The following is a 21,982-nucleotide window of genomic DNA, read 5'->3' on the forward strand; positions in this document are numbered from 1 at the left end:
ACGGAGAAGTTGCCGGGCTGGCTGCCGTCGGGCCCGCCCGGCAGGGTAGCGTCGGTCCTGCCATGGACCTTGCCTACATTCCCAGCCCGTCGACCGGCGTGATCCACCTCGGACCGATCCCGCTGCGCGGCTATGCCTTCTGCATCATCATCGGTGTCTTCGTCGCCGTCTGGCTCGGCAACAAGCGCTGGATCGCCCGGGGCGGCACCGCCGGCACCGTCGCCGACATCGCCGTCTGGGCGGTGCCCTTCGGCCTCGTCGGCGGCCGGCTCTACCACGTGATCACCGACTATCAGCTGTACTTCAGCGAGGGTGAGAACTGGGTCGACGCCTTCAAGATCTGGGAGGGCGGCCTCGGCATCTGGGGCGCCATCGCGCTCGGCGCCGTCGGCGCCTGGATCGGCTGCCGCCGCCGCGGCATCCCGCTCCCGGCGTACGCGGACGCCATCGCGCCCGGCATCGCCCTCGCCCAGGCCGTCGGCCGCTGGGGCAACTGGTTCAACCAGGAGCTGTACGGCAAGCCGACCGACCTGCCGTGGGCGCTGAAGATCTCCGCCGGAGCCAACCGCGAGGCCGGCCTCTACCACCCGACCTTCCTCTACGAGTCGCTGTGGTGCATCGGCGTCGCACTCCTGGTCATCTGGGCCGACCGCCGCTTCAAGCTCGGCCACGGCCGCGCCTTCGCGCTGTACGTCGCCGCCTACTGCGCCGGCCGCGGCTGGATCGAGTACATGCGCGTCGACGAGGCGCACCACATCCTCGGCCTGCGCCTGAACGTGTGGACCGCGATCGTCGTCTTCGCGCTCGCCGTCGTGTACATGGTGGTCTCGGCGAAGGTGCGTCCGGGCCGCGAGGAGATCGTGGAGCCGAAGAAGGACGCCGGTGAGCCCGCGGACACGGCCGGCACCGATGCCACCGACGCCGCCGATGCCTCCGGCGACAAGGCCGCCGAGGACGAGCCGGCGCGGGACGCCGCTCCGCAGGACGAGGTCCCGGCCGAGGACGCCGGGACCGAGGACAGGCACGGCGCCGGCAACGGAGCCGGTGCGGGCGGTCGCTGACCCCGCGCCCGTACGACACACGGCGGAGGGCCGCCGGGACCGACTGGTCCCGGCGGCCCTCCGCCGTTGTCGAGACCTCTAGGTCTCTAGGCCCTGCGTGCCGCGAGGGCGAGGACGCGGCGGGCGCCGTTGACGACCGCCGCGTCCACGAAGCGGCCGTTCGGCAGGGCGAAGGCGCCCTCCTGGGCCTCCGCCGCCTTGACGACCTCCTCGGCGGCGGCGATCTCCTCCGCGGTGGGCAGATAGGCCCGTTCGATCACCGGAAGCTGGCGCGGATGGATCGCGGTGCGGCCGAGGAAACCCATCGCCCGGCCCCGCGCGCAGCCCTCGGCCAGGGCGTCCAGGTCGCGCACGTCCGGGTGGACGGCCTGCACGGGCGGCGGCAGCCCGGCGGCCCGGGCGGCGACCACGACCCGGCTGCGCGCCCAGTCGAGGCCGCTGTCCTCGCGGACGCCCAGGTCGGCGCGGAGGTCGGCCTCGCCGAGTGCGATGCCGTGGACCGAGGGATGGGCGCCGGCGATGGCGTAGGCGTGCTCCACCGCCATGGCGTTCTCCAGGAGCGGGTAGAGCGGCAGGCCCCGGGAGAGCTCGACGATCCGGCCGATGTCAGTGGCGTGTGTCACCTTGGGAACACGGAGAGCGACGAGGCCGGGGAGGGAGGCCAGACGTGGGATGTCGCGGGGTGCGTGGATGCGGACGTGGACCGGCACGGGCTGGGGATCGGAGAGGAGCTCGGCGGTGGCCGCCAGGGCGTAGGCCCTGCGGTCCGGGGCCACCGCGTCCTCCAGATCCACGACGACGACGTCGGCTCCGGAGGCGAGGGCCTTCTGGACCACGGCGGGGCGGTCGCCCGGGGCGTAGAGCCAGGTGAGGGGGACGGGACGGGCGGTCGGCGCGGTCATACGGCTCCTTGGGCGCGCAGGGTGGCGATGTCGTCGGCGGTGAGACCGAGTTCGGTGAGGAGTTCGGCGGTGTCGGCGCCGTGCGGGCGGCCGGCCCAGCGGACGGCGCCGGGCGTCTCGGAGAGCCGGAAGAGCACGTTCTGCATCCGGATCGGGCCGAGTTCGGGGTCCGCGACCTCGGCGACCGTGCCGAGCGCGCGGAACTGCGGGTCCTCGAGGACGTCCCGGACGTCGTAGACGGGAGCGATCGCGGCCTCCGCCTTCTCGAACGCGGTCATGGCCTCGTCGCGGGTGCGGCGGGCGATCCAGGAGCCGACCGCCTCGTCGAGCACGTCCGCGTGCGCGGCCCGGCCGGTGCCGTCGGCGAACCAGGGCTCGTCGATCAGCTCCGGGCGGCCGACCAGCCGCAGCACGCGTTCGGCGATCGACTGGGCGGAGGTGGAGACGGCGACCCAGGAGCCGTCGGCGGTCCGGTAGGTGTTGCGCGGGGCGTTGTTGCGGGAGCGGTTGCCGGTGCGGGGCTGGACGTATCCGAGCTGGTCGTACCAGAGGAGGTGGGGTCCGATGACGGAGAGCATCGGTTCGATGATGGCCATGTCGACGACCTGGCCGCGGCCGGTGGTGTTCCTCGCGGTGAGCGCGGTCATCACGGCGTACGCGGTGGCGAGGGCCGCGACGGAGTCGGCGAGCCCGAAGGGCGGCAGGGTGGGCGGGCCGTTCGGTTCGCCGGTGATGGCGGCGAAACCGCTCATCGCCTCGGCGAGGGTGCCGAAGCCGGGGCGGTGGGCGTACGGGCCGGACTGGCCGAAGCCGGTGACGCGGGCCAGCACCAGGCGCGGGTTGACGCCCGAGAGCTCCGGCCAGCCGAGGCCCCAGCGTTCCAGCGTGCCGGGGCGGAAGTTCTCGACGATCACGTCGGCGTCGGCGGCGAGCCGGAGCAGGGTGTCGCGGCCGCCGGGCGTGGACAGATCGAGGGTCATCGTCCGCTTGTTGCGGCCGAGGACCTTCCACCACAGGCCGACGCCGTCCTTGGCGGGGCCGTGGCCGCGGGACGGGTCGGGCTTGCGGGGATGCTCGACCTTGACGACGTCGGCGCCGAAGTCGCCGAGCAGCGTGGCCGCGAGCGGCCCGGCGAAGAGCGTGGCGACGTCGAGGACACGCAGGCCGCGCAGGGGAGAGGAGGTCGGGGAGCCGGCGTGGGTGGTCATGCGCGGGCCGCCTCGATCTCGGTGCGGTACGGCATCGAGGTGGACGCGCCCTCGCGCTGGACGGACAGCGCGGCCGCGGCCGAGGCCCAGGCGAGGGCCTCCGGTACGGGCCGGCCCTCGGTGACCGCGACGGCCAGGGCGCCCACGAAGGTGTCGCCCGCGGCGGTGGTGTCGACGGCCCGGACCTGCGGGGCCGGCACCGTGACCGGCTCCCGGCCGCGCGCGACGTACAGGCAGCCGGCCGCGCCGAGGGTGACGACCACCTCGGGCACGGCGTCGAGCAGGGCGAGCGCGGCGGCGTGCGGGTCGGTGAGGCCGGTGAGGGCGGCGGCCTCGTGCTCGTTGGGCACCAACAGATCGGTGGTGGAGAGGAGTTCGGGCGGCAGCGGGCGCGCGGGAGCGGGAGTGAGGACGGTGCGGACGCCCCGCTCACGGGCGGCGCGGGAGCCCTCCACGACGACGGAGAGGGGCAGTTCGAGCTGGAGGAGCAGGGCGTCGGCGGTGGCGATCAGCGCCTCGTCGCCGTGGGTGAGGGAGGTGACGGTGCCGTTGGCGCCGGGGACGACGACGATCGCGTTGCCGCCCTGGTCGTCGACGACGATGTGCGCGGTGCCGGAGGGGCCCTCGACGGTGCGCAGCAGATCGGTGTCGACGCCGCTGTGCTCCAGCGCGGCGCGCAGCCGCAGGCCGAAGTCGTCGGCGCCGACCGCGCCGATCATCGACACCTCGGCGCCGGCCCGGGCGGCGGCCACGGCCTGGTTGGCGCCCTTGCCGCCGGGCACGGTGCGGAACTCGCGGCCGGTGACGGTCTCTCCGCGGGCGGGAGCCTCGGCCACATAGGCCACGAGGTCCATGTTCGTGCTGCCGAGCACGACGATGCTGGTCATGGGCGTAGTGCCTCCGAGTGGGTCAGTGCGGCCAGGGTGTCGAAGCCGATGCCGTCGAAGGACGGGACCGAGGTCGAGAGCCGGTTCTTGAGCGGAGAGGTCCAGCGTTCGGGGAGCCGGTCGGGGTGCCCGGCGAGCAGTCCGGCGACCGAGCCGGCGGTGGCGCCGTTGGAGTCGGTGTCCCAGCCGCCGGAGACGGCCGCGCAGATCGAGCGGGTGAAGTCGCCGTCGGCATGGGTGAGCGCGGCGGCGAGGAGGGCGGCGTTGGGGACGGCATGGACCCAGTGATACCCGCCGAGTTCGGCGTGGAGCCGGTCCACGACGGGTTCGAAGTCGTCGTCGCGGTGCGCGCGGGCGGCGGCGATGCCGGAGCGGACGGCCCGGGCGAGCCGGGAGCGGGGCGGTACGACGGACAGGCCCGCGGCCAGGGCCTGGTGGACGTCGGCGGTGCCGGTGGCGGCGGTGGCGAGGGTGGCGGCGACGAACATGGCGCCGTAGACGCCGTTGCCGGTGTGCGAGAGGACGGCGGCCCGGTGCGCCTGCCGGGCGGCGCCGGCCGGGTCTCCGGGCCGGGTCCAGCCGTGCACGTCGGCACGGATCTGGGCGCCGATCCACTCCCGGAACGGGTTGCGGCGGGTGGCGGTGTGCGGGGGTTCGACGCCGTCGAGGAGGTTGCGGTAGGCGACCCGCTCGGCGGTGAAGGTCCGCCCGGCGGGCAGTTCGTCGAGCCAGAGGCGGGCGACGTCGGCGGTGGTGAAGGCGCGGCCGTGGCGGCGCAGGAGGAGCAGGTCGAGGAGCGGGTAGTTGAGGTCGTCGTCCTCGGGCATCTCGTCGATGTTCTCGGCGAGCGAGGTGGCGGCGGAGCGCCGGTTCCACGGGTGTGCGGCGAGGATCTCGCGGGGCACGCCGCGGGCCGTGAACCAGTCGGCGAGCGGCCAGTTGCCGGCGGCGCGGGCGAGGGCGCGGATGCCGTGCAGGGGCAGCTTCTCGACGGGCTTGCCGAGCAGACACCCGGCGGCCCGCCCGACCCAGGCGGCGTGCAGCCGGTCGAGCAGGGCGGTGTCCTCCCTCGCGCCGTTCCTTCCCGAGGCCCTCGGGGCGGTCGGCCAGGCGGGGCAGAGGGCGACGACGGCGTCGAGGTCGGTGGGCTCGTGTGCGGCCAGAGGGGAGGGCAGGCCGGCCAGGGCGTCGAGGATCTCCTCGGCCAGAGGCCGCAGGTCGGGGCGAGGGCCGGGCGAGGCGCCCGCGGTGGGCGGGGCCGGGCGGCCGCCGGCGGCGTACCAGCGGGCGGCGAGCGCACGGGCGTCGCGGCCGTCCTCCGCCGCCTGCCGCAGTTCGTGACCCACCAGGTCCTCCGGCTGGACCCAGGTCAGGCGCAGGGCGCCGGCGAGCGTCATCGGGACGCGCCCGTCAGCGTCGCGTAGGCCGCCTCGTGGGCCCGGCGGCGGGCGGTGTCGCGGGCGAAGACCTCGTGGACGACCGCGGTCAGGGCCGCCGCCGGGGCGTGCAGGTCGAGGCGGCTGGCCTCGGCGACCTGTTTCGCCCAGGCGGGCGGGACGGCGGACTCGCCGTGGAGGGCGCCGACGAGCGCGCCGGCCATGGTGGCGATGGAGTCGCAGTCCCGGCCGTAGTTGACCGCGCCCAGGACCGTACGGCGGTAGTCGCCCTCGCCGACGAGCAGCATGCCGAGGGCGATCGGGAGTTCCTCGATCGCGTGCACCCGGGACGGGCGGCGGGCGTCGAGGGACGGCGCGCGGTAGTCGGGGCCCACCGAGTCGAACGGGGCGACGGCGCGGCGCAGCGGGGCCAGCGCCGACTCGAAGTCACGGTGCCGGGCGGCCACTTCGGCGACCGCCTCGATCGCCGCCCGCGTCCCGTCCTTGGCCAGTGACAGGGCGGTGTCCACGACCGAGCGGGGCGTCGCGTCCGGCGCGCAGGCCGCGGCCACCGCCGCCGCGAAGACGCCGGCGGCCTCGCGGCCGTACGAGGACTGGTGGGCGCCCGCGACGTCGAGGGCCTCGGCGTAGGCGCCGGCCGGGTGGGCCGCGTTGACCAGGCCGACCGGGGCCATGTACATCGCCGCGCCGCAGTTGACGATGTTTCCGGTGCCGGCCTCGCGCGGGTCCGCGTGGCCGTAGTGCAGCCGGGCCACGATCCACTTCTCGGCGAGGAAGACCCGCTGGAGCGGCAGGGCCTCCGCCTCCAGTTCCGGGATCCAGACCGTGCGGCCCATGAGTTCGGGGACCAGGTGGTCGGCCACCGCGTACGCGTCGAGGTGGTCGCGCACCTTCTCGTACACCCTGATCAGGGCGTGCGTCATCAAGGTGTCGTCGGTGACGTGCCCGTCGCCCTTGTGGTACGGCGCGACGGGCCGCGCGGTGCGCCAGGCGTCGCCGTTCCAGGGGCCGACGACGCCGGTGACCCGGCCGCCGTGGCGTTCCAGGATCTGCTCGGGTGTGTAGCCCTCCACGGGGCCGCCGAGGGCGTCGCCCACGGCGGCCCCGACGAGGCTGCCGGTGATCCGGTCATCCAGCGTGGGGAGACTCTGAGGGGTCATGTCGGAATTGTCCACCCGGGACGGCCGGTTCCGTGGCTGCCAGGCGACCGGCGAGTTCGACCAGGTCCGTGCCCGCGAGGCGGGGCAGCGCGCAGCCGGCGAGCGTGCGGCAGGCGTCGCGCCAGGTGGCGGGGATCGCACCGCCGCCGCCCAGCGCGCCGGTGAGCGCACCCACGAGCGCCGGCGCCGAGTCGGCCACCCGGGACAGGCAGGCCGCCGCCGGCACGGCCGCCGCCACCTCGCCGCCGGCGGCCAGCGCCAGGGCGAGGGCGACCGGGACGGTCTCGGCGGCGGCGATGCCGTAGCTGTAGACGTGGTCCACGATCTGGTGCTCGAGCAGCGGTACGAGCTCGAAGGCGGAGCCGGCGGAGCGGGCGAGCCGCACCGCGTACCGGCCGTTGCGGCCGATCTCCGTCGACGGCGGCAGCTGCTCGAGCGCCGCGTCGACGGCCTCGGCCGGCGAGGCGCCGCCGAGAGCTGCGGCGGTGGCCGCCGCGACGGCGCGGGCGCCGTGCACGCCGTCGCCGTCCTGCGTGTAGCGGGCGTCGAACTCGGCGAGTTCGGCCGCCGCGACGGGATCGCCCGGGTGGACGAGCGCGAGCACGGCGGCGCGCACACAGGCCGCGTCGTCGAAGTAGTGCGGGTTGTCGTGGCCGGTGGCGGGCGGGCGCAGGCCGGTGGCGAGGTTGCCGAGCCCGGCCCGTACCGAGATCCGGGCGCGCAGCGGCAGCACGGCCGACTCCACCTCGGGCGCGCGGTCGGCCGCGGCGGCGACCTGGCCGGCGAGGGAGTTCCAGGCGACGTCGACGGCAGCGCGCAGACGGCGCTCGGGCACGAGCGTACGGAAGAGGGGACCGGTGGCGGCGAGGACGGCCTCGGCGGTGAACACCGCCCACTCGGCGTCGTCGGAGGGGCCGAGGCGGAGCGGTTCGGGCGGCTGGTTGAGGGCGATGGGGACCGGGAGGGTGGTGGTGGCGTTGTCCTCGGCGAAGGTGTCGAGTTCGCGGGTGAGACGGCGGGTCCAGTCGGGCATCCGGGCGGCGCGGTGCCGGGCCGCGGGCCAGCCGGCGGCGTCACCCGCGGCGAGGCCGAGGAGGAGGCCCTCGATCCGGTCCCGCCTCGCCCTGCCCCGGCCCTCGGCCCCCCGGCCGGTCCCCGGCACCGCCGCCCGCCGCCCACGGGCCCCGTCCCCGGCACCCCGCACCGGATCCGGCCCCTCATGCGCGCCACCCAGCGACTCGCCACCGCCCGCCACGGGCCGCACCCAGGAGCCCGGCCGAGCGGGTGCGGTGCGGGCGCCGTCCACGGCGGGGGCGGCGGGGCCGCCGGTGGCTGTGGTCATGTCGGCGGGGGTGGCGAGGCCGCCCGTGGCAGTGGTCGGGCCGGCCGGGGCGGTGAGGCCGGCCGTGGCCGGCGTCGTGCCGGCTGTCGCAGGGGCGCCCGGGGTGGGGAGGGCGCCTGGGGTCGTCGTCGTCAGGTCCGCGCTCACGCGGTTTCCTCCTCCGGGGTCAGCAGGTCCGCGATGTCCAGGACGTGGTAGCCGCGCATCGAGGGGAGGCAGCTGCCGGCGACCGGTGGGACGGCGGCCGCCCATTCCTCCGGGATCGCCGGCACACCGCCGAGGGCGCCGGCGAGCGCGCCGGCCACCGCGGCGGTCGTGTCGGCGTCGCGGCCCATGTTGACGGCGGTCAGGACCGAGGTGCGGAAGTCGCCGCGGGCCGCGGCGAAGGCGCCGAAGGCGAGGGCGACGGCCTCGGGCGCGAGATCGGTCCAGGGATAGCCGCCGATGACGACGGCGGAGCGGACCGCCCGTTCGCGTTCCAGCGGGTCCGGCCGGAAGGGCCGGGCGGCGACGACCGCGCGGCGCATGGAGCGGGCGGTCCAGGAGTCCATCGGCACCACCGACAGGGCCGCCGCGATGACCGAGGTGACCGACGCGCCGCCCATCGCCGCCGCCACACCCGCCGCGACGGCCTGGCCGCCGTAGATGCCCTCGCCCTCGTGGCTGACGCTGCCGTCGATGGCGACCAGCCGGGCCGCCTCGGCGGGCCGGCCCGCCGCGAAGACGCCGAAGGGCGCCGCCCGCATGGCCAGGCCGTCGCTCCAGGCGTGCCGGTGCTGGGCCGAGATGGGCGCGGCCAGGCCCCGGCGCAGGTTCTCCAGGGTGCCGCGCTCGGAGAAGCCGGCTCCGCGGAACGGGCCCTCGTCGAGGTCGGCGATCCAGTGGTGCCAGGCCCGTTCGACCTGGGCGACGGTGAGGGCGGAGCCGTGCCGGGCGAGCAGCAGCCCGGAGAAGATGGCGTACTCGGTGTCGTCGGTGCCCGCCGGGCGGTCCGTCACGAAGCCCTCGATCCGGCCCCACCGGCGGCGGATCTCCGAAGGGCGCAGGTTCTCGGCGGGCGCGCCGAGCGCGTCGCCGACCGCGAGGCCGAGCAGCGCGCCCCTGGCGCGTTCCCGTGTCTCGCGTGCGGTGGCGCCCGTCCCGCCGGCCGTGGCGACGCTCGTCGCGCCGACTGCTCCGACGGCCGCACCGCCGAGCCCGTCGCCGGCTGTTCCGCCGGCCGCGGCGCCCGCCCTCTCGCCGGCTGCTCGGACGGCCGCGCGGTCCGTCATGCCATCGGCTGCTCGGACGGCCGCGCGGTCCGTCATGCCACCGACTGCTCCGACGGCCGCACCGCCGAGCCCGTCGCCGGCTGTTCCGCCGGCCGCTTCTCTCCCCATCTCTCCCCTTTCGCGCTCGCGAGATGCCTGCCACGCGAGGGCGCCGAACCCTCACGGAAACGTTTCTGTCACCCAGGTGACGCCACGTCAGACACAGGCCGGAACCACCTCAGGCAGGCCTGGCTTACCGAGGCGAGCCTTACTAAGTACGGCCTACCTTGCTGGCGCGCCCCTTACATCGGGCGTATTTTCGAGGGAGTCGAAGGGGGGCGGGCACGCCGAACCCGCAGGAGAGACAGGGGAGAAGCATGTCCATTATCGAAGCCGTCGCACCGCTCCACGAGGCGCACCGCGACAACCACACCCACCGCGACGTCAACGGCGGCTGGCTGCGCCCCGCGGTCTTCGGCGCGATGGACGGACTCGTCTCCAACCTCGCCCTCATGACCGGTGTCGCCGGTGGCGCGGTCTCCTCGCAGACGATCGTCATCACCGGGCTCGCCGGACTCGCGGCCGGCGCCTTCTCGATGGCCGCCGGCGAGTACACCTCGGTCGCCTCGCAGCGCGAGCTCGTCCAGGCGGAACTCGACGTCGAGCGGCGTCAGTTGTGCAAGCACCCGGTCGACGAGATGGAGGAGCTCGCCGCGCTCTACGTCTCCCGTGGCGTCGAGCCCGCGCTCGCCCGCGAGGTCGCGATGCAGCTGTCCCGCGACCCGGAGCAGGCCCTGGAGATCCACGCCCGCGAGGAGCTGGGCATCGACCCCGACGACCTGCCGTCGCCGACGGTCGCCGCGGTGTCCTCGTTCGCCTCGTTCGCGCTCGGCGCGCTGCTGCCGCTCCTGCCGTACCTGCTGGGTGCGACCGCGCTGTGGCCGGCCGTGCTCTTCGCGCTGGTCGGGCTCTTCGCCTGCGGCGCGCTGGTCGCCCGGGTGACCGCCCGCAGCTGGTGGTTCAGCGGTCTGCGCCAGCTCGTCCTCGGCGGTGCCGCCGCGGCCGTGACGTACGGGCTCGGCATGCTCTTCGGCGCCGCCTTGTAGCCCCGAGTCCAGAGCCCGCAGTCCAGAGCCCGCAGTCCAGAGCCCGCAGTCCGGAGCTCGGAGCCCGCAGTCCGTAGCCCGTACGGAGCAATCGGCCCGCCCCGCGCCGCCCGGCCCCCGCCCCGTCCTCCCCGCATCGAAAGCCCCTGGCCTCCCCAGGGGCTTTCGCACGTTCCGGCCGCCCCTCGGCCACCCTCCCGCCGCGCTGCCGCCCCGCCCCCGCTGTGACGTATATCCCTGGGCGGATCACCCGCCGCGGTGAGACACTATGCGCGTCGCCACATATCTAGCCGGTTACCCGGCGGTTTCGAAACATCGGCCACCGGGCATGAGGCACAAGCGCCGCGGGCAATGACGCCCGCTCTGCGACGGACCGCCACCGATCACCGATCGCCGATCGATCCCTCACCGATCGATCCACCGATCGACCCCCGATTCCTCCGGGCGTGCGCCGGTCCGTCCCCCACGGGAACGGCGTTGTTCCTGTGTCTCAGAGCTGAACCACCCACCACCGCCCGTACCGGCGGTGTCCGCATGCTGGAATGAGCTATCCGCTTCCCGAGAAGCCAGCCATCATGTAACCTGCACGAAATTTCGCGGAGGGCCAACGTCGTCCCTCGGCTGTTGCACATGCCACGACGACGACGGGAGAGCCGATGCGTTCCGACGCCTGGTCGCCCATGGACGGTCGCCCCGCTCCGCAGGGGATGTACGACCCCCGTAACGAACACGACGCCTGTGGTGTCGGGTTCGTGGCCACCCTCACCGGTGTTGCCAGCCACGCGCTGGTCGAGCAGGCGCTGACCGTACTGCGCAATCTCGAGCACCGCGGCGCCACCGGCTCCGAGCCCGACTCCGGTGACGGCGCCGGCATCCTGCTCCAGGTCCCGGACGCCTTCCTCCGCGAGGTCACCGACTTCGAGCTTCCCGCCGCCGGCTCCTACGCCGTGGGCATCGCCTTCCTCCCTGCCGACGGCTCCGCACAGGCCGTCTCGCAGATCGAGACGATCGCCCGCGAAGAGAGCCTGGACGTCCTCGGCTGGCGCGAGGTCCCCGTCGCCCCCGAGCTGCTCGGCGCCTCCGCCCGCGCCACGATGCCGGTCTTCCGCCAGCTCTTCGTCGCCGACGGCGAGAACAGCGGCATCGCGCTCGACCGCAAGGCCTTCGTCCTGCGCAAGCGCGCCGAGCGCGAGGCCGGGACCTACTTCCCGTCGCTCTCCGCCCGCACCATCGTCTACAAGGGCATGCTGACCACCGGCCAGCTCGAGCCCTTCTTCCCGGACCTGTCGGACCGCCGCTGCGCCACCGCCGTGGCCCTGGTCCACTCCCGGTTCTCCACGAACACCTTCCCGAGCTGGCCGCTCGCCCACCCGTACCGCTTCGTCGCCCACAACGGCGAGATCAACACGGTCAAGGGCAACCGCAACTGGATGACCGCCCGCGAGGCCCAGCTTGAGTCCACCGTCTTCGGCGAGGGCTCCCTGGAGCGGATCTTCCCGGTCTGTACGCCGGACGCCTCCGACTCCGCCTCCTTCGACGAGGTCCTGGAGCTGCTCCACCTCGGCGGCCGTTCGCTGCCGCACGCGGTCCTGATGATGGTCCCGGAGGCGTGGGAGAACCACGACTCCATGGACCCGGCCCGCCGCGCCTTCTACCAGTACCACTCCACGATGATGGAGCCCTGGGACGGCCCCGCCTGCGTCACCTTCACCGACGGCGTCCAGGTCGGCGCGGTGCTCGACCGCAACGGTCTGCGCCCCGGCCGCTACTGGGTCACCGACGAGGGCCTCGTCGTCCTCTCCTCCGAGGTCGGCGTCCTCGACATCGACCCCGCCAAGGTCGTCCGCAAGGGCCGCCTGCAGCCCGGCAAGATGTTCCTCGTCGACACCGCCGAGCACCGGATCATCGAGGACGACGAGATCAAGGCCGGCCTCGCCGCCGAGAAGCCGTACGCGGAGTGGCTGGAGACCGGCGAGATCGAGCTCTCCGACCTCCCCGAGCGCGAGCACATCGTGCACACCCACGCCTCGGTCACCCGCCGCCAGCAGACCTTCGGCTACACCGAGGAAGAGCTCCGCGTCATCCTCGCGCCGATGGCCCGCACCGGCGCCGAGCCGATCGGCTCCATGGGCACGGACTCGCCGATCGCGGCCCTCTCCGAGCGCCCGCGGCTGCTCTTCGACTACTTCACCCAGCTGTTCGCGCAGGTCACCAACCCGCCGCTGGACGCCATCCGCGAGGAGCTCGTCACCAGCCTGCGCTCCTCCCTCGGTCCCCAGGGCAACCTGCTCGACCCGACCTCCGCGTCGTGCCGCAGCGTCACCCTGCCCTTCCCGGTGATCGACAACGACGAGCTGGCCAAGCTCATCCACATCAACGCCGACGGCGACATGCCCGGCATGAAGGCCGTGACCCTGTCCGGTCTCTACCGGGTCTCCGGCGGCGGCGACGCGCTCGCCGCCCGGATCGAGGAGATCTGCGCCGAGGCCGACGCGGCGATCGAGGGCGGCGCCCGCCTGATCGTCCTGTCCGACCGGCACTCCGACGCCGAGCACGCTCCCATCCCGTCGCTGCTGCTCACCGCGGCCGTCCACCACCACCTCATCCGCACCAAGCAGCGCACCAAGGTGGGTCTGCTGGTCGAGGCCGGTGACGTCCGCGAGGTCCACCACGTGGCCCTGCTCATCGGCTACGGCGCCGCCGCGGTCAACCCGTACCTCGCCATGGAGACCGTCGAGGACCTGGTCCGCGCCGGCACCTTCACCGAGGGCCTGGAGCCCGAACAGGCCATCCGCAACCTGATCTACGCCCTCGGCAAGGGCGTCCTCAAGGTCATGTCCAAGATGGGCATCTCGACCGTCGCCTCCTACCGCGGCGCCCAGGTCTTCGAGGCCGTCGGCCTCGACACCGCCTTCGTCGAGAAGTACTTCAACGGCACCGCCACCAAGATCGGCGGCGCCGGCCTCGACGTCGTCGCCAAGGAGGTCGCCGCCCGCCACGCCAAGGCGTACCCGGCCACCGGCATCCCCTCGGCGCACCGCGCCCTGGACATCGGCGGCGAGTACCAGTGGCGCCGCGAGGGCGAGCCGCACCTGTTCGACCCGGAGACCGTCTTCCGCCTCCAGCACGCCACGCGCTCGAAGCGGTACGACATCTTCAAGAAGTACACCGAGCGGGTCAACGAGCAGTCCGAGCGCCTGATGACGCTGCGCGGCCTGTTCGGCTTCACCTCCGACCGCCCGTCGATCCCCGTCGACGAGGTCGAGCCGGTCTCCGAGATCGTCAAGCGCTTCTCCACCGGCGCCATGTCGTACGGCTCCATCTCCCGCGAGGCCCACGAGACCCTCGCCATCGCCATGAACCAGCTGGGCGGCAAGTCCAACACCGGTGAGGGCGGCGAGGACCCGGACCGTCTCTACGACCCGGCGCGCCGTTCCGCGATCAAGCAGGTCGCCTCCGGCCGCTTCGGCGTCACCTCCGAGTACCTGGTCAACGCGGACGACATCCAGATCAAGATGGCGCAGGGCGCCAAGCCCGGCGAGGGCGGCCAGCTGCCCGGCCACAAGGTCTACCCGTGGGTCGCCAAGACGCGTCACTCGACGCCGGGCGTGGGCCTGATCTCCCCGCCGCCGCACCACGACATCTACTCCATCGAGGACCTGGCGCAGCTGATCCACGACCTCAAGAACGCCAACCCGGCGGCCCGCATCCACGTGAAGCTGGTGTCCGAGGTCGGCGTCGGCACGGTCGCGGCCGGTGTGTCCAAGGCCCACGCGGACGTCGTGCTGATCTCCGGCCACGACGGCGGTACGGGCGCGAGCCCGCTCACCTCGCTGAAGCACGCGGGCGGCCCCTGGGAGCTCGGTCTCGCCGAGACCCAGCAGACGCTGCTGCTCAACGGCCTGCGCGACCGGATCGTCGTGCAGACCGACGGCCAGCTCAAGACCGGCCGTGACGTCGTCATCGCCGCGCTGCTCGGCGCCGAGGAGTTCGGTTTCGCGACCGCGCCGCTCGTCGTCTCCGGCTGCGTCATGATGCGCGTCTGCCACCTGGACACCTGCCCGGTCGGCATCGCCACCCAGAACCCGGTGCTGCGCGACCGCTTCTCCGGCAAGGCCGAGTACGTCGTCAACTTCTTCGAGTTCATCGCCCAGGAGGTCCGCGAGCTGCTCGCCGAGCTCGGCTTCCGCTCGATCGAGGAGGCCGTCGGCCACGCCGAGCTGCTCGACACCAGCCGCGCCGTCTCGCACTGGAAGGCGCAGGGCCTGGACCTGGAGCCGCTGTTCCACGTGCCGGCGCTGCCCGAGGGCGCGGTCCGCCACGCCCTGGTCGAGCAGGACCACGGCCTGGAGAAGGCCCTCGACAACGAGCTGATCGAGCTCGCCGCCGAGGCGCTGAACGCCGAGTCCGCCGAGGCCGCCCAGCCGGTCCGCGCCCAGGTCCCGATCCGCAACATCAACCGGACCGTCGGCACCATGCTCGGCCACCAGGTGACGAAGAGGTTCGGTGGCGCGGGCCTGCCCGCCGACACCATCGACATCACCTTCACCGGTTCGGCCGGCCAGTCCTTCGGCGCCTTCCTGCCGGCCGGTGTCACCCTCCGCCTGGAGGGCGACGCCAACGACTACGTCGGCAAGGGCCTGTCCGGCGGCCGTGTGATCGTCCGTCCCGACCGGGGCGCCGACCACCTGGCCGAGTACTCCACCATCGCGGGCAACACCATCGCGTACGGTGCGACCGGCGGCGAGCTGTTCCTGCGCGGCCGCACCGGCGAGCGCTTCTGCGTCCGCAACTCCGGCGCGCTGGTCGTCTCGGAGGGCGTGGGCGACCACGGCTGCGAGTACATGACCGGCGGCACGGCGGTCGTCCTCGGCGAGACGGGCCGCAACTTCGCGGCCGGCATGTCCGGCGGCGTCGCCTACGTGATCGACCTCGACCGGGACAACGTCAACTCCGGCAACCTGGAGGCGGTCGAGGCCCTGTCGGACGCCGACAAGGCGTGGCTGCACGACGTCGTGCGCCGCCACCAGGAGGAGACCGGCTCGACGGTCGCCGAGAAGCTGCTGGCCGACTGGGACGCCGCCGCGGCCCGGTTCAGCAAGATCATCCCCACCACGTACAAGGCAGTGCTCGCCGCCAAGGACGCCGCTGAGCTCGCCGGTCTCTCCGAGGCCGAGACCACCGAGAAGATGATGGAGGCGGCGACCCATGGCTGACCCCAAGGGCTTCCTGACCACCGGGCGCGAGGTCGCCAAGACCCGGCCGGTGAGCGAGCGCGTCAAGGACTGGAACGAGGTCTACGTCCCCGGCTCCCTGCTGCCGATCATCAGCAAGCAGGCCGGCCGCTGCATGGACTGCGGCATCCCGTTCTGCCACAACGGCTGTCCGCTGGGGAACCTCATCCCCGAGTGGAACGACTACGCCTACCGCGAGGACTGGTCGGCAGCGTCGGAGCGGCTGCACGCCACGAACAACTTCCCGGAGTTCACCGGCCGCCTGTGCCCGGCTCCGTGCGAGGCGGCGTGCGTGCTCGGCATCAACCAGCCGGCCGTCACCATCAAGAACGTCGAGGTCTCGATCATCGACAAGGCGTGGGACGCCAACGACGTCCGGCCGCAGGCGCCCGAGCGCCTGTCCGGCAAGACCGTCGCCGTGATCGGCTCGGGCCCGGCGGGTCTCGCCGCCGCCCAGCAGCTGACCCGGGCCGGCCACACCGTGGTCGTGTACGAGCGCGCCGACCGCATCGGCGGCCTGCTGCGCTACGGCATCCCCGAGTTCAAGATGGAGAAGCGGCACATCAACCGCCGCATCGAGCAGATGCGCGCGGAGGGCACCAAGTTCCGCACCGGCATCGAGATCGGCCGCGACCTCACCTCGACGGACCTGCGCAAGCGGTTCGACGCGGTGGTCGTCGCCGCCGGCGCCACCACCGCCCGCGACCTGCCCGTGCCGGGCCGCGAGCTCCAGGGCATCCACCAGGCGATGGAGTACCTGCCGCTCGCCAACAAGGTGGTCGAGGGCGACTTCGTGGCCTCGCCGATCTCCGCCGAGGGCAAGCACGTCGTCGTCATCGGCGGCGGCGACACCGGCGCCGACTGCGTCGGCACGGCGCACCGGCAGGGCGCGGCCTCGGTCACGCAGCTGGAGATCATGCCGCGGCCGGGCGAGGAGCGGAACCCGGGCCAGCCCTGGCCGACCTTCCCGATGCTGTACAAGGTCACCTCGGCGCACGAGGAGGGCGGCGAGCGGGTCTACTCCGTCTCCACCACCCACTTCGAGGGCGACGAGGACGGCAACGTCCAGTTCCTGCACCTGGTCGAGGTCGAGTTCGTCGACGGCAAGCTGACCCAGAAGCCGGGCACGGAGCGCAAGATCCCCGCCCAGCTGGTGACGCTCGCGATGGGCTTCACCGGTACGGACGTGGAGAACGGCCTGGTGGCCCAGTTTGGTCTGGACCTGGACGAGCGGGGTAACATCGCGCGTGACGCGGACTTCGCCACCAACGTCGATGGCGTCTTCGTCGCCGGTGACGCCGGCCGCGGTCAGTCGCTGATCGTCTGGGCCATCGCGGAGGGCCGCTCGGCCGCCCGCGGCGTGGACCGCTACCTCACGGGCGCCAGCTCCCTGCCGGCCCCGATCCGCCCGACGGACCGTGCCCTGACGGTCTGACCTCCGGCGGATCACCCCTCATCCGTCCCGTACAACGGCGTGCGGAACTGAGCGCGGCGCTCGCCCCACTGTCCCCGACCGGACGACTGGGCGAGCGCCGCGGCGCGTCCTGACGGCCCTCCTGGCTCACTGCATGCTCATCCGGTGCGGGTGCGCCGGGTCCGCCGGGCAGGCGAAGGCGCGGTACTCGCCGCTACGGCCGACCCTGACCCCGGTGGGCTGCTGCACAGGTTCCGGGTAGGGCCCCCAGCTGGCCTGCGTCTCGTACGAGTCGATCCTCAGCAGCACCCGCATCCCGGTCCCGCAGGCGGGGCAGTGCACCCGGTCCAGGTCCGTCTTGTGCCAGGAGTCCCAGCCGCCGATCTTCCAGCCGGGCGCCAGGGACAGGTCGTACTGGTACCACGGCGCCAAGTCCCCGATCCTCGCCTGGAGTTCGTCCTCCCACGCCTGGATGCGCAGATCGAGCTCCTCCGGCAGGTAGTCCCCGTACGGGTACTCGACCACCTGCTCGGGATGCAGCACGCAGGGCACCGGCACATAGCGTTCCTCGGCCACCGACGGCCGTCGCGGCCGCGCGAGCGGGCCCCGCACCCCGGCCGAGCGGCGCCAGACCAGTTCGGTCAGCGGGCCGTACTCGCTGCGCCGGGCGTCCCGGTGCGCGTACCGCGGGCACCACAGCACCTGCAGCAGATCCGTGCCCGGCGGCGCGAAGGGCGCCAGGTCCGGGACGTCGCGTACGTGGAACTGGGCCAGGGCCAGCAGCGGCTCCCCGTCGTGCTCCGGGCACACCGGCCACTCCTCGGCCGCCGGCCACAGCAGCGGCCCGCCCACCGAGCTGTCGGTGGGCGCCACGGCACCCGGCCGCGGGTGCAGCCGGGTCGCGGTGCGGGCCCAGGCGGTCAGCTCGGGGAAGGGCACGGTGATGTCGAGCGGACGACACGGCGTACGGATGGTCACCCGGGAAGCGTAGACAGCCAGGCCGCGGCCGCGTCCAGCGCTTTGTCGGCCTCCGGCAGCAGGCCCAGGCCTCCCAGGAAGCCGTGGAACACGCCCGTGTGCAGGTGGACCTGGGCCGGGACGCCGGCGGAGGAGAGGCGGCGGGCGTAGGCGAGGCCCTCGTCGCGCAGCGGGTCGCAGTCGGCGAGGACGAGGAGGGCCGGCGGGAGGCCGGAGACGTCGTCCGCGAGGCCGGGGGAGGCCGCGACCGGGTCGCCGTCCGGGCCCAGGTACTGCTCCCAGTACCAGCGCATATGGGCCGTGGTGTGGAAGAAGCCCTCCGCGTACGCCTGCGCCGACACGCCGTCGAGGCGGTGGTCGAGGACCGGGTAGACCAGGAGCTGTCCGGCGAGCGGCGGACCGCCGTGGTCGCGGGCCCCGAGGGCCGCCGCCGCGGCGAGGTTGCCGCCGCTGGAGTCGCCGGCCACGACGAGCGGCCGCCCGGGAAACGCCGCCGCCGCCCACTCCAGGGCCGCGTACACGTCGTCCTGGGCCGCCGGGAAACGGTGTTCGGGCGCCCGGCGGTAGTCCACCGAGACGACCGTGGCACCGGTGCGGCCGGCCAGCGCCCGGCACAGCCGGTCGTGGGTGTCCAGGTCGCACAGCACCCAGCCGCCGCCGTGCGCGAAGACCACGACCGGACCGGCCGCTCCTTCGTACACGCGGACCGGCACGCCGTGCGCCTCCGTGTCCACCGGACCCGGCGGGATCTCGCCCAGGTGCGCCCGCGCCGCCGCCCGCAGTGCCGCGGCGCCGTCCTCGGGGCGGGGGAAGCCGGCCGACATCGCGTCGCACAGGGCGCGCGCGGCCGGGGTCAGGGGATCGGCCGTCGTCATGCGGTGAGACCTCCGTCCACGGTGAACTCCGCGCCCGTCACGTACGAGGACGCGTCCGACAGCAGGAAGGCGACGACCTCGCCGACCTCGCGCGGCCGGCCCATCCGGCCCAGCGGCACGTGCGACCAGTCCCTGTCCGCGACCTCCGCCGTCATCGGCGTGTCGACGGCGCCCGGGTGGACGGTGTTGACGCGGACGCCGTACCGGGCGAGGTCGCGGGCCGCCGAGCGGCTGAGCCCGCGCAGCCCGAACTTGCCCGCACCGTAGGCGGCGTGGCCCGGGATGCCGACGAGGCCGGCGGTCGACGACACGTTCACGACCGATCCGCCGCCCGCCTCGCGCAGCGCCGGCAGCACCGCCCGCATCCCGAGGAAGGGACCCAGCAGATTGACCCTGAGCAGGAGTTCGAAGTTCTCGTACGTCTCCGACTCCACCGGCGCGGTCCGCCACAGCGCCGCGTTGTTGACCAGGCCGTCCAGCCTGCCGTACGCCTTCAGCGCCGTGTCCGCCACGGTGCTCCAGTCCTCGGCCGACGTCACGTCGTGGCGGACGAAGACCGCCGTGCCGGCGCCGAGTTCCGCCGCGACCGCCCGGCCCTCCTCCTCGCGCACGTCGGTGAGGACGACCCGCGCGCCGGCCGCCGCGAGGAGCCGGGCCTCGGCCGCGCCCTGACCGCGGGCCGCGCCCGTGACGACGACGGCCTTGCCCGCGAGGTCGGCGGCGCTCACGCGGCCGCCTCCAGGGCGCGGAAGTGCGGGATGACCTTCTCGCCCCACTGGCGGATGGTCTCCAGGCAGACCTCCTGCGGCACGGTGCCCATCTGGATCAGGCACATCACCTCGTCCACGCCGATCCGCCGCAGCCGCTCCACGTAGGCGACGGCCGTGTCCGCGTCGCCGTAGGCGTGGTCGGTGTTGTACGTGCCGGTGTCGACCGGCCGGGCCGGGATGTTCGCCTCGTGGAGGCGGGCGACCAGCTCGTCGCGCTCGCGGGCGAGGGCGGCGGTGTGGTCCTCGTCCTCGGCGTAGCCGGTGGGCGCGGGCGCGTTGCCGTACCAGTGGGCGATGGACTCGGCGAAGAAGCGCTGGCCGCGGGTGCCGAGCCTGAGGGCGCGGGCCGCGTCGTCCAGGACGATCGTCGGGCAGAGCGCCGAGAAGTGGTCGTTGACCTCGGTGGAGACGAGCCGGGAGCCGTCGCGTACGGCGATGGCCTCGTCGTACACCGTGCGCATGGCGCGCACGTCGTCGGCGCCGGCGAAGCCCATCACGAGGGCGCCGATGCCGAGTTCGGCGGCGAGCTTGAGGGTGTCGTGCTTGGAGCAGGCCATGAAGAGCGGCGGGTGCGGGTCCTGCACGGGGCGGGGCAGGACCGCGCCGGGGCCGATGTCGAGCGAGCCGTGCCACTCGAACTCCGGCTCGCGCCACGCGGAGGCGAAGATCCGCAGGGCCTCCTCCATCTGCGGATAGGTGTCGTCGGGCTGCACCCCGAACATCCGCATCTCCTGCTTGGTCGCTCCGCGTCCGGCGCCGACGTCGACCCGCCCGCCGGAAAGCACGTCGAGCATGGCGGCGCGTTCGGCGACCCGGACCGGGTGCTGGTAGCCGAAGGGCATGGTGACGACGCCGTGGCCGATGCGGATGGTCTTGGTCCGGGCGGCGACCCAGGTCAGGAAGATCTCGGAGGCGCTCATGTGGGCGTACTGGGTGAGGGAGTGGTGCTCGACCGCCCAGATCCGGTCGAAGCCCATCTCCTCGGCGAGGACGGCCTGTTCGACGCAGTCGTGGATGACCTGGCGTTCGCGGGCGGGGGTGGGGTCGACGAGTTGGGCCTCGAAGATCATCGAGAACTTCACGCTGAGCTCCTTCGCTCCGGGTTCTCTCGGTATTTCGAATAGGAATACTTCTAGCAGGCATACATGAGCCCGGGAAGAGGGTCGTAGACTGCGGTCCGTGGCGGACGACAAGCAGGGCAGGCGCGGCAAGGACGACCAGGACGGCACGGGCGGCGGGCACGGCAAGGGCGAGGAGACCCCGGAGCCGGCGGAGCTGCCCGGGCTGCCGGCGACCAGCTGGGCGGTGCTCGGACTGCTCTCCTTCGGACGGGAGTTGTCCGGGTACGACCTGAAGAAGTGGTCGGACTGGTCGCTGCGCTTCTTCTACTGGAGCCCGTCGTTCAGCCAGATCTACGGCGAGCTCAAGCGCCTGGAGAAGGCCGGGTTCGCCACCTCGCGGCTCGTCGCGCCCGAGGTCGGCACCCGCGACAAGCGGGTCTACCGCATCACCGACGAGGGCCTGGCCGCCGTGCGCGCCTGGGCCCGCACCGCCCCGCTGGACCCGCCCGTCCTCAAGCACGGGCCGATGCTGCGACTCTGGCTCGGCCATCTCCTCGAACCCGAGCAGATGCGCGAGATCCTGGCCGGACACCGCGCGTACGCCGAGACCATGCGGCAGCGCGCGGAGGAGGACGTCGAGGGCGCCAAGGCGGACGAGGCCTGGGCGTATCCCACGCTCACCCTCAAGTGGGCCGAGCGCTACTACGCCTCCGAGCGCGACCTCGCCGACGCCATGCTCGCCGACATCGAGGAGCTGGAGCGGCGGCGGGGCGGGCGCACGCGCCCGTAACCGCGCCGGAAGTAGAGCAGCGGGCCGGTCTCGGGCCGGTGCGCGGTCAGCGCGGTCACCCGGCCGAGGGTGATGGCGTGGTCGCCGCCGTCCAGGACGTCGGTCAGCGCGCACTCCACCGTCGCCAGCGCGCCCTCGATCAGCGGCGCGCCGTCGGCGCCGGGCCGCCAGGCCGTGCCCGCGAACTTGTCGCCGCCCGTCACCGCGAACCGGCGGCACAGCTCCTCCTGGTCGGCGGCGAGGACGTTGACCGCGAAGGCGCCGGCCGCGCGGATCCTCGGCCAGGTCGTCGAGGTGTGCGCGGGGCAGAAGCAGACCAGCGGCGGATCGAGCGAGACGGACGAGAAGGACTGCACCGCCATGCCCACGGGCCGGCCGTCCGCCGGGTCGAGCGCGGTGACGACGGCGACTCCCGTGCAGTAGCGGGCCAGGGCTTCCTTGATGCCGGCGGGGTCGACGGCGCCGGCGGCGGTGATGCCGGGGACGACGGTGCCGGGGCCGGTGGTGCCGGGGTCGGTGGTGCTGGGATCCATGGGACCTCCCGAGA

17 protein-coding genes are annotated in these 21,982 nt (G+C 73.8%); 5 read left to right on the top strand and 12 right to left on the bottom strand.

Features of this window, described 5'->3' with window-relative positions; genetic code table 11:
* Positions 1–62: 62 nt before the first annotated feature.
* On the top strand, positions 63–1,061 hold the full coding sequence (lgt, locus tag ACIGO8_RS21045) for a prolipoprotein diacylglyceryl transferase (RefSeq protein ID WP_399732617.1): 999 nt from the start codon (positions 63–65) through the stop codon (positions 1,059–1,061).
* 86 nt (positions 1,062–1,147) lie between these two features.
* Here the strand turns inward: lgt and ACIGO8_RS21050 are convergent, their stop codons facing one another.
* The 7 genes from ACIGO8_RS21050 to ACIGO8_RS21080 form a co-directional block, all read right to left on the bottom strand.
* On the bottom strand, positions 1,148–1,963 hold the full coding sequence (locus ACIGO8_RS21050) for an HpcH/HpaI aldolase/citrate lyase family protein (protein WP_399732621.1): 816 nt from the start codon (positions 1,961–1,963) through the stop codon (positions 1,148–1,150).
* The gene (locus ACIGO8_RS21055) at positions 1,960–3,171 is read right to left on the bottom strand and encodes a CaiB/BaiF CoA transferase family protein (protein ID WP_399732624.1); all 1,212 of its coding nucleotides are present in this window, start codon (positions 3,169–3,171) and stop codon (positions 1,960–1,962) included. Before ACIGO8_RS21055 ends, ACIGO8_RS21050 begins: the two co-directional genes overlap by 4 nt.
* The gene (gene rbsK / locus ACIGO8_RS21060) at positions 3,168–4,058 is read right to left on the bottom strand and encodes a ribokinase (RefSeq protein ID WP_399732625.1); all 891 of its coding nucleotides are present in this window, start codon (positions 4,056–4,058) and stop codon (positions 3,168–3,170) included. Before rbsK ends, ACIGO8_RS21055 begins: the two co-directional genes overlap by 4 nt.
* On the bottom strand, positions 4,055–5,455 hold the full coding sequence (locus ACIGO8_RS21065) for an ADP-ribosylglycohydrolase family protein (protein ID WP_399732628.1): 1,401 nt from the start codon (positions 5,453–5,455) through the stop codon (positions 4,055–4,057). The genes rbsK and ACIGO8_RS21065 overlap by 4 nt, the downstream gene beginning before the upstream one ends.
* Positions 5,452–6,615, bottom strand: a complete 1,164-nt coding sequence (locus ACIGO8_RS21070; protein WP_399732631.1) for an ADP-ribosylglycohydrolase family protein — start codon at positions 6,613–6,615, stop codon at positions 5,452–5,454. Before ACIGO8_RS21070 ends, ACIGO8_RS21065 begins: the two co-directional genes overlap by 4 nt.
* Positions 6,584–7,957, bottom strand: a complete 1,374-nt coding sequence (locus ACIGO8_RS21075; RefSeq protein WP_399733354.1) for an ADP-ribosylglycohydrolase family protein — start codon at positions 7,955–7,957, stop codon at positions 6,584–6,586. Before ACIGO8_RS21075 ends, ACIGO8_RS21070 begins: the two co-directional genes overlap by 32 nt.
* Positions 7,958–8,100: 143 nt before the next feature.
* A complete protein-coding gene (locus ACIGO8_RS21080) occupies positions 8,101–9,228 on the bottom strand; it encodes an ADP-ribosylglycohydrolase family protein (protein ID WP_399732633.1) in 1,128 nt (375 codons plus the stop codon).
* A 356-nt stretch (positions 9,229–9,584) separates the two neighbouring features.
* On the opposite strand from ACIGO8_RS21080, the gene ACIGO8_RS21085 reads away from it, so the two are divergent.
* From ACIGO8_RS21085 to ACIGO8_RS21095, 3 genes are all read left to right on the top strand, one after another.
* Positions 9,585–10,313 (top strand): VIT1/CCC1 transporter family protein, encoded by a 729-nt coding sequence (locus ACIGO8_RS21085; RefSeq protein WP_399732636.1) that lies wholly within the window; start codon positions 9,585–9,587, stop codon positions 10,311–10,313.
* Between the two features lie 656 nt (positions 10,314–10,969).
* A complete protein-coding gene (gltB, locus tag ACIGO8_RS21090) occupies positions 10,970–15,529 on the top strand; it encodes a glutamate synthase large subunit (RefSeq protein WP_399732638.1) in 4,560 nt (1,519 codons plus the stop codon).
* Positions 15,522–16,982, top strand: coding sequence for a glutamate synthase subunit beta (locus tag ACIGO8_RS21095; RefSeq protein WP_399732641.1), 1,461 nt, complete (start codon positions 15,522–15,524; stop codon positions 16,980–16,982). Before gltB ends, ACIGO8_RS21095 begins: the two co-directional genes overlap by 8 nt.
* 126 nt (positions 16,983–17,108) lie before the next feature.
* Here the strand turns inward: ACIGO8_RS21095 and ACIGO8_RS21100 are convergent, their stop codons facing one another.
* Genes ACIGO8_RS21100 through ACIGO8_RS21115 form a run of 4 tightly spaced genes read right to left on the bottom strand, consistent with a single transcriptional unit; the run spans position 17,109 to position 20,666 of the window.
* Positions 17,109–17,939 (bottom strand): hypothetical protein, encoded by an 831-nt coding sequence (locus tag ACIGO8_RS21100; protein WP_399732643.1) that lies wholly within the window; start codon positions 17,937–17,939, stop codon positions 17,109–17,111.
* Entirely contained in the window at positions 17,936–18,814 is an 879-nt protein-coding gene (locus ACIGO8_RS21105) for an alpha/beta hydrolase (protein WP_399732646.1), read from the bottom strand. The genes ACIGO8_RS21100 and ACIGO8_RS21105 overlap by 4 nt, the downstream gene beginning before the upstream one ends.
* A complete protein-coding gene (locus tag ACIGO8_RS21110; protein WP_399732648.1) occupies positions 18,811–19,542 on the bottom strand; it encodes a glucose 1-dehydrogenase in 732 nt (243 codons plus the stop codon). Before ACIGO8_RS21110 ends, ACIGO8_RS21105 begins: the two co-directional genes overlap by 4 nt.
* Positions 19,539–20,666 (bottom strand): LLM class flavin-dependent oxidoreductase, encoded by a 1,128-nt coding sequence (locus tag ACIGO8_RS21115; RefSeq protein WP_399732651.1) that lies wholly within the window; start codon positions 20,664–20,666, stop codon positions 19,539–19,541. Before ACIGO8_RS21115 ends, ACIGO8_RS21110 begins: the two co-directional genes overlap by 4 nt.
* Positions 20,667–20,859: 193 nt before the next feature.
* Here ACIGO8_RS21115 and ACIGO8_RS21120 point away from each other — a divergent pair, with 193 nt between their 5' ends.
* Entirely contained in the window at positions 20,860–21,435 is a 576-nt protein-coding gene (locus ACIGO8_RS21120; protein ID WP_399733357.1) for a helix-turn-helix transcriptional regulator, read from the top strand.
* On the opposite strand, the gene ACIGO8_RS21125 is transcribed toward ACIGO8_RS21120, so the two are convergent.
* Positions 21,348–21,968, bottom strand: coding sequence for a flavin reductase family protein (locus ACIGO8_RS21125; protein WP_399732653.1), 621 nt, complete (start codon positions 21,966–21,968; stop codon positions 21,348–21,350). The two genes, ACIGO8_RS21120 and ACIGO8_RS21125, sit on opposite strands and share 88 nt — an antisense overlap.
* Positions 21,969–21,982: the final 14 nt, after the last annotated feature.

The sequence above is a fragment of the Streptomyces sp. NPDC053493 genome (assembly GCF_044544825.1).
Lineage (GTDB): Bacteria > Actinomycetota > Actinomycetes > Streptomycetales > Streptomycetaceae > Streptomyces.

Coding starts and splice junctions, on each gene's coding strand:
- rbsK (WP_399732625.1), bottom strand. CDS start 4,058: ATGACCAGCATCGTCGTGCTCGGCAGCACGAACATGGACCTCGTGGCC.
- lgt (WP_399732617.1), top strand. CDS start 63: ATGGACCTTGCCTACATTCCCAGCCCGTCGACCGGCGTGATCCACCTC.
- ACIGO8_RS21070 (WP_399732631.1), bottom strand. CDS start 6,615: ATGACCCCTCAGAGTCTCCCCACGCTGGATGACCGGATCACCGGCAGC.
- gltB (WP_399732638.1), top strand. CDS start 10,970: ATGCGTTCCGACGCCTGGTCGCCCATGGACGGTCGCCCCGCTCCGCAG.
- ACIGO8_RS21055 (WP_399732624.1), bottom strand. CDS start 3,171: ATGACCACCCACGCCGGCTCCCCGACCTCCTCTCCCCTGCGCGGCCTG.
- ACIGO8_RS21095 (WP_399732641.1), top strand. CDS start 15,522: ATGGCTGACCCCAAGGGCTTCCTGACCACCGGGCGCGAGGTCGCCAAG.
- ACIGO8_RS21085 (WP_399732636.1), top strand. CDS start 9,585: ATGTCCATTATCGAAGCCGTCGCACCGCTCCACGAGGCGCACCGCGAC.
- ACIGO8_RS21125 (WP_399732653.1), bottom strand. CDS start 21,968: ATGGATCCCAGCACCACCGACCCCGGCACCACCGGCCCCGGCACCGTC.
- ACIGO8_RS21065 (WP_399732628.1), bottom strand. CDS start 5,455: ATGACGCTCGCCGGCGCCCTGCGCCTGACCTGGGTCCAGCCGGAGGAC.
- ACIGO8_RS21080 (WP_399732633.1), bottom strand. CDS start 9,228: ATGACGGACCGCGCGGCCGTCCGAGCAGCCGGCGAGAGGGCGGGCGCC.
- ACIGO8_RS21105 (WP_399732646.1), bottom strand. CDS start 18,814: ATGACGACGGCCGATCCCCTGACCCCGGCCGCGCGCGCCCTGTGCGAC.
- ACIGO8_RS21075 (WP_399733354.1), bottom strand. CDS start 7,957: ATGACCACAGCCACCGGCGGCCCCGCCGCCCCCGCCGTGGACGGCGCC.
- ACIGO8_RS21050 (WP_399732621.1), bottom strand. CDS start 1,963: ATGACCGCGCCGACCGCCCGTCCCGTCCCCCTCACCTGGCTCTACGCC.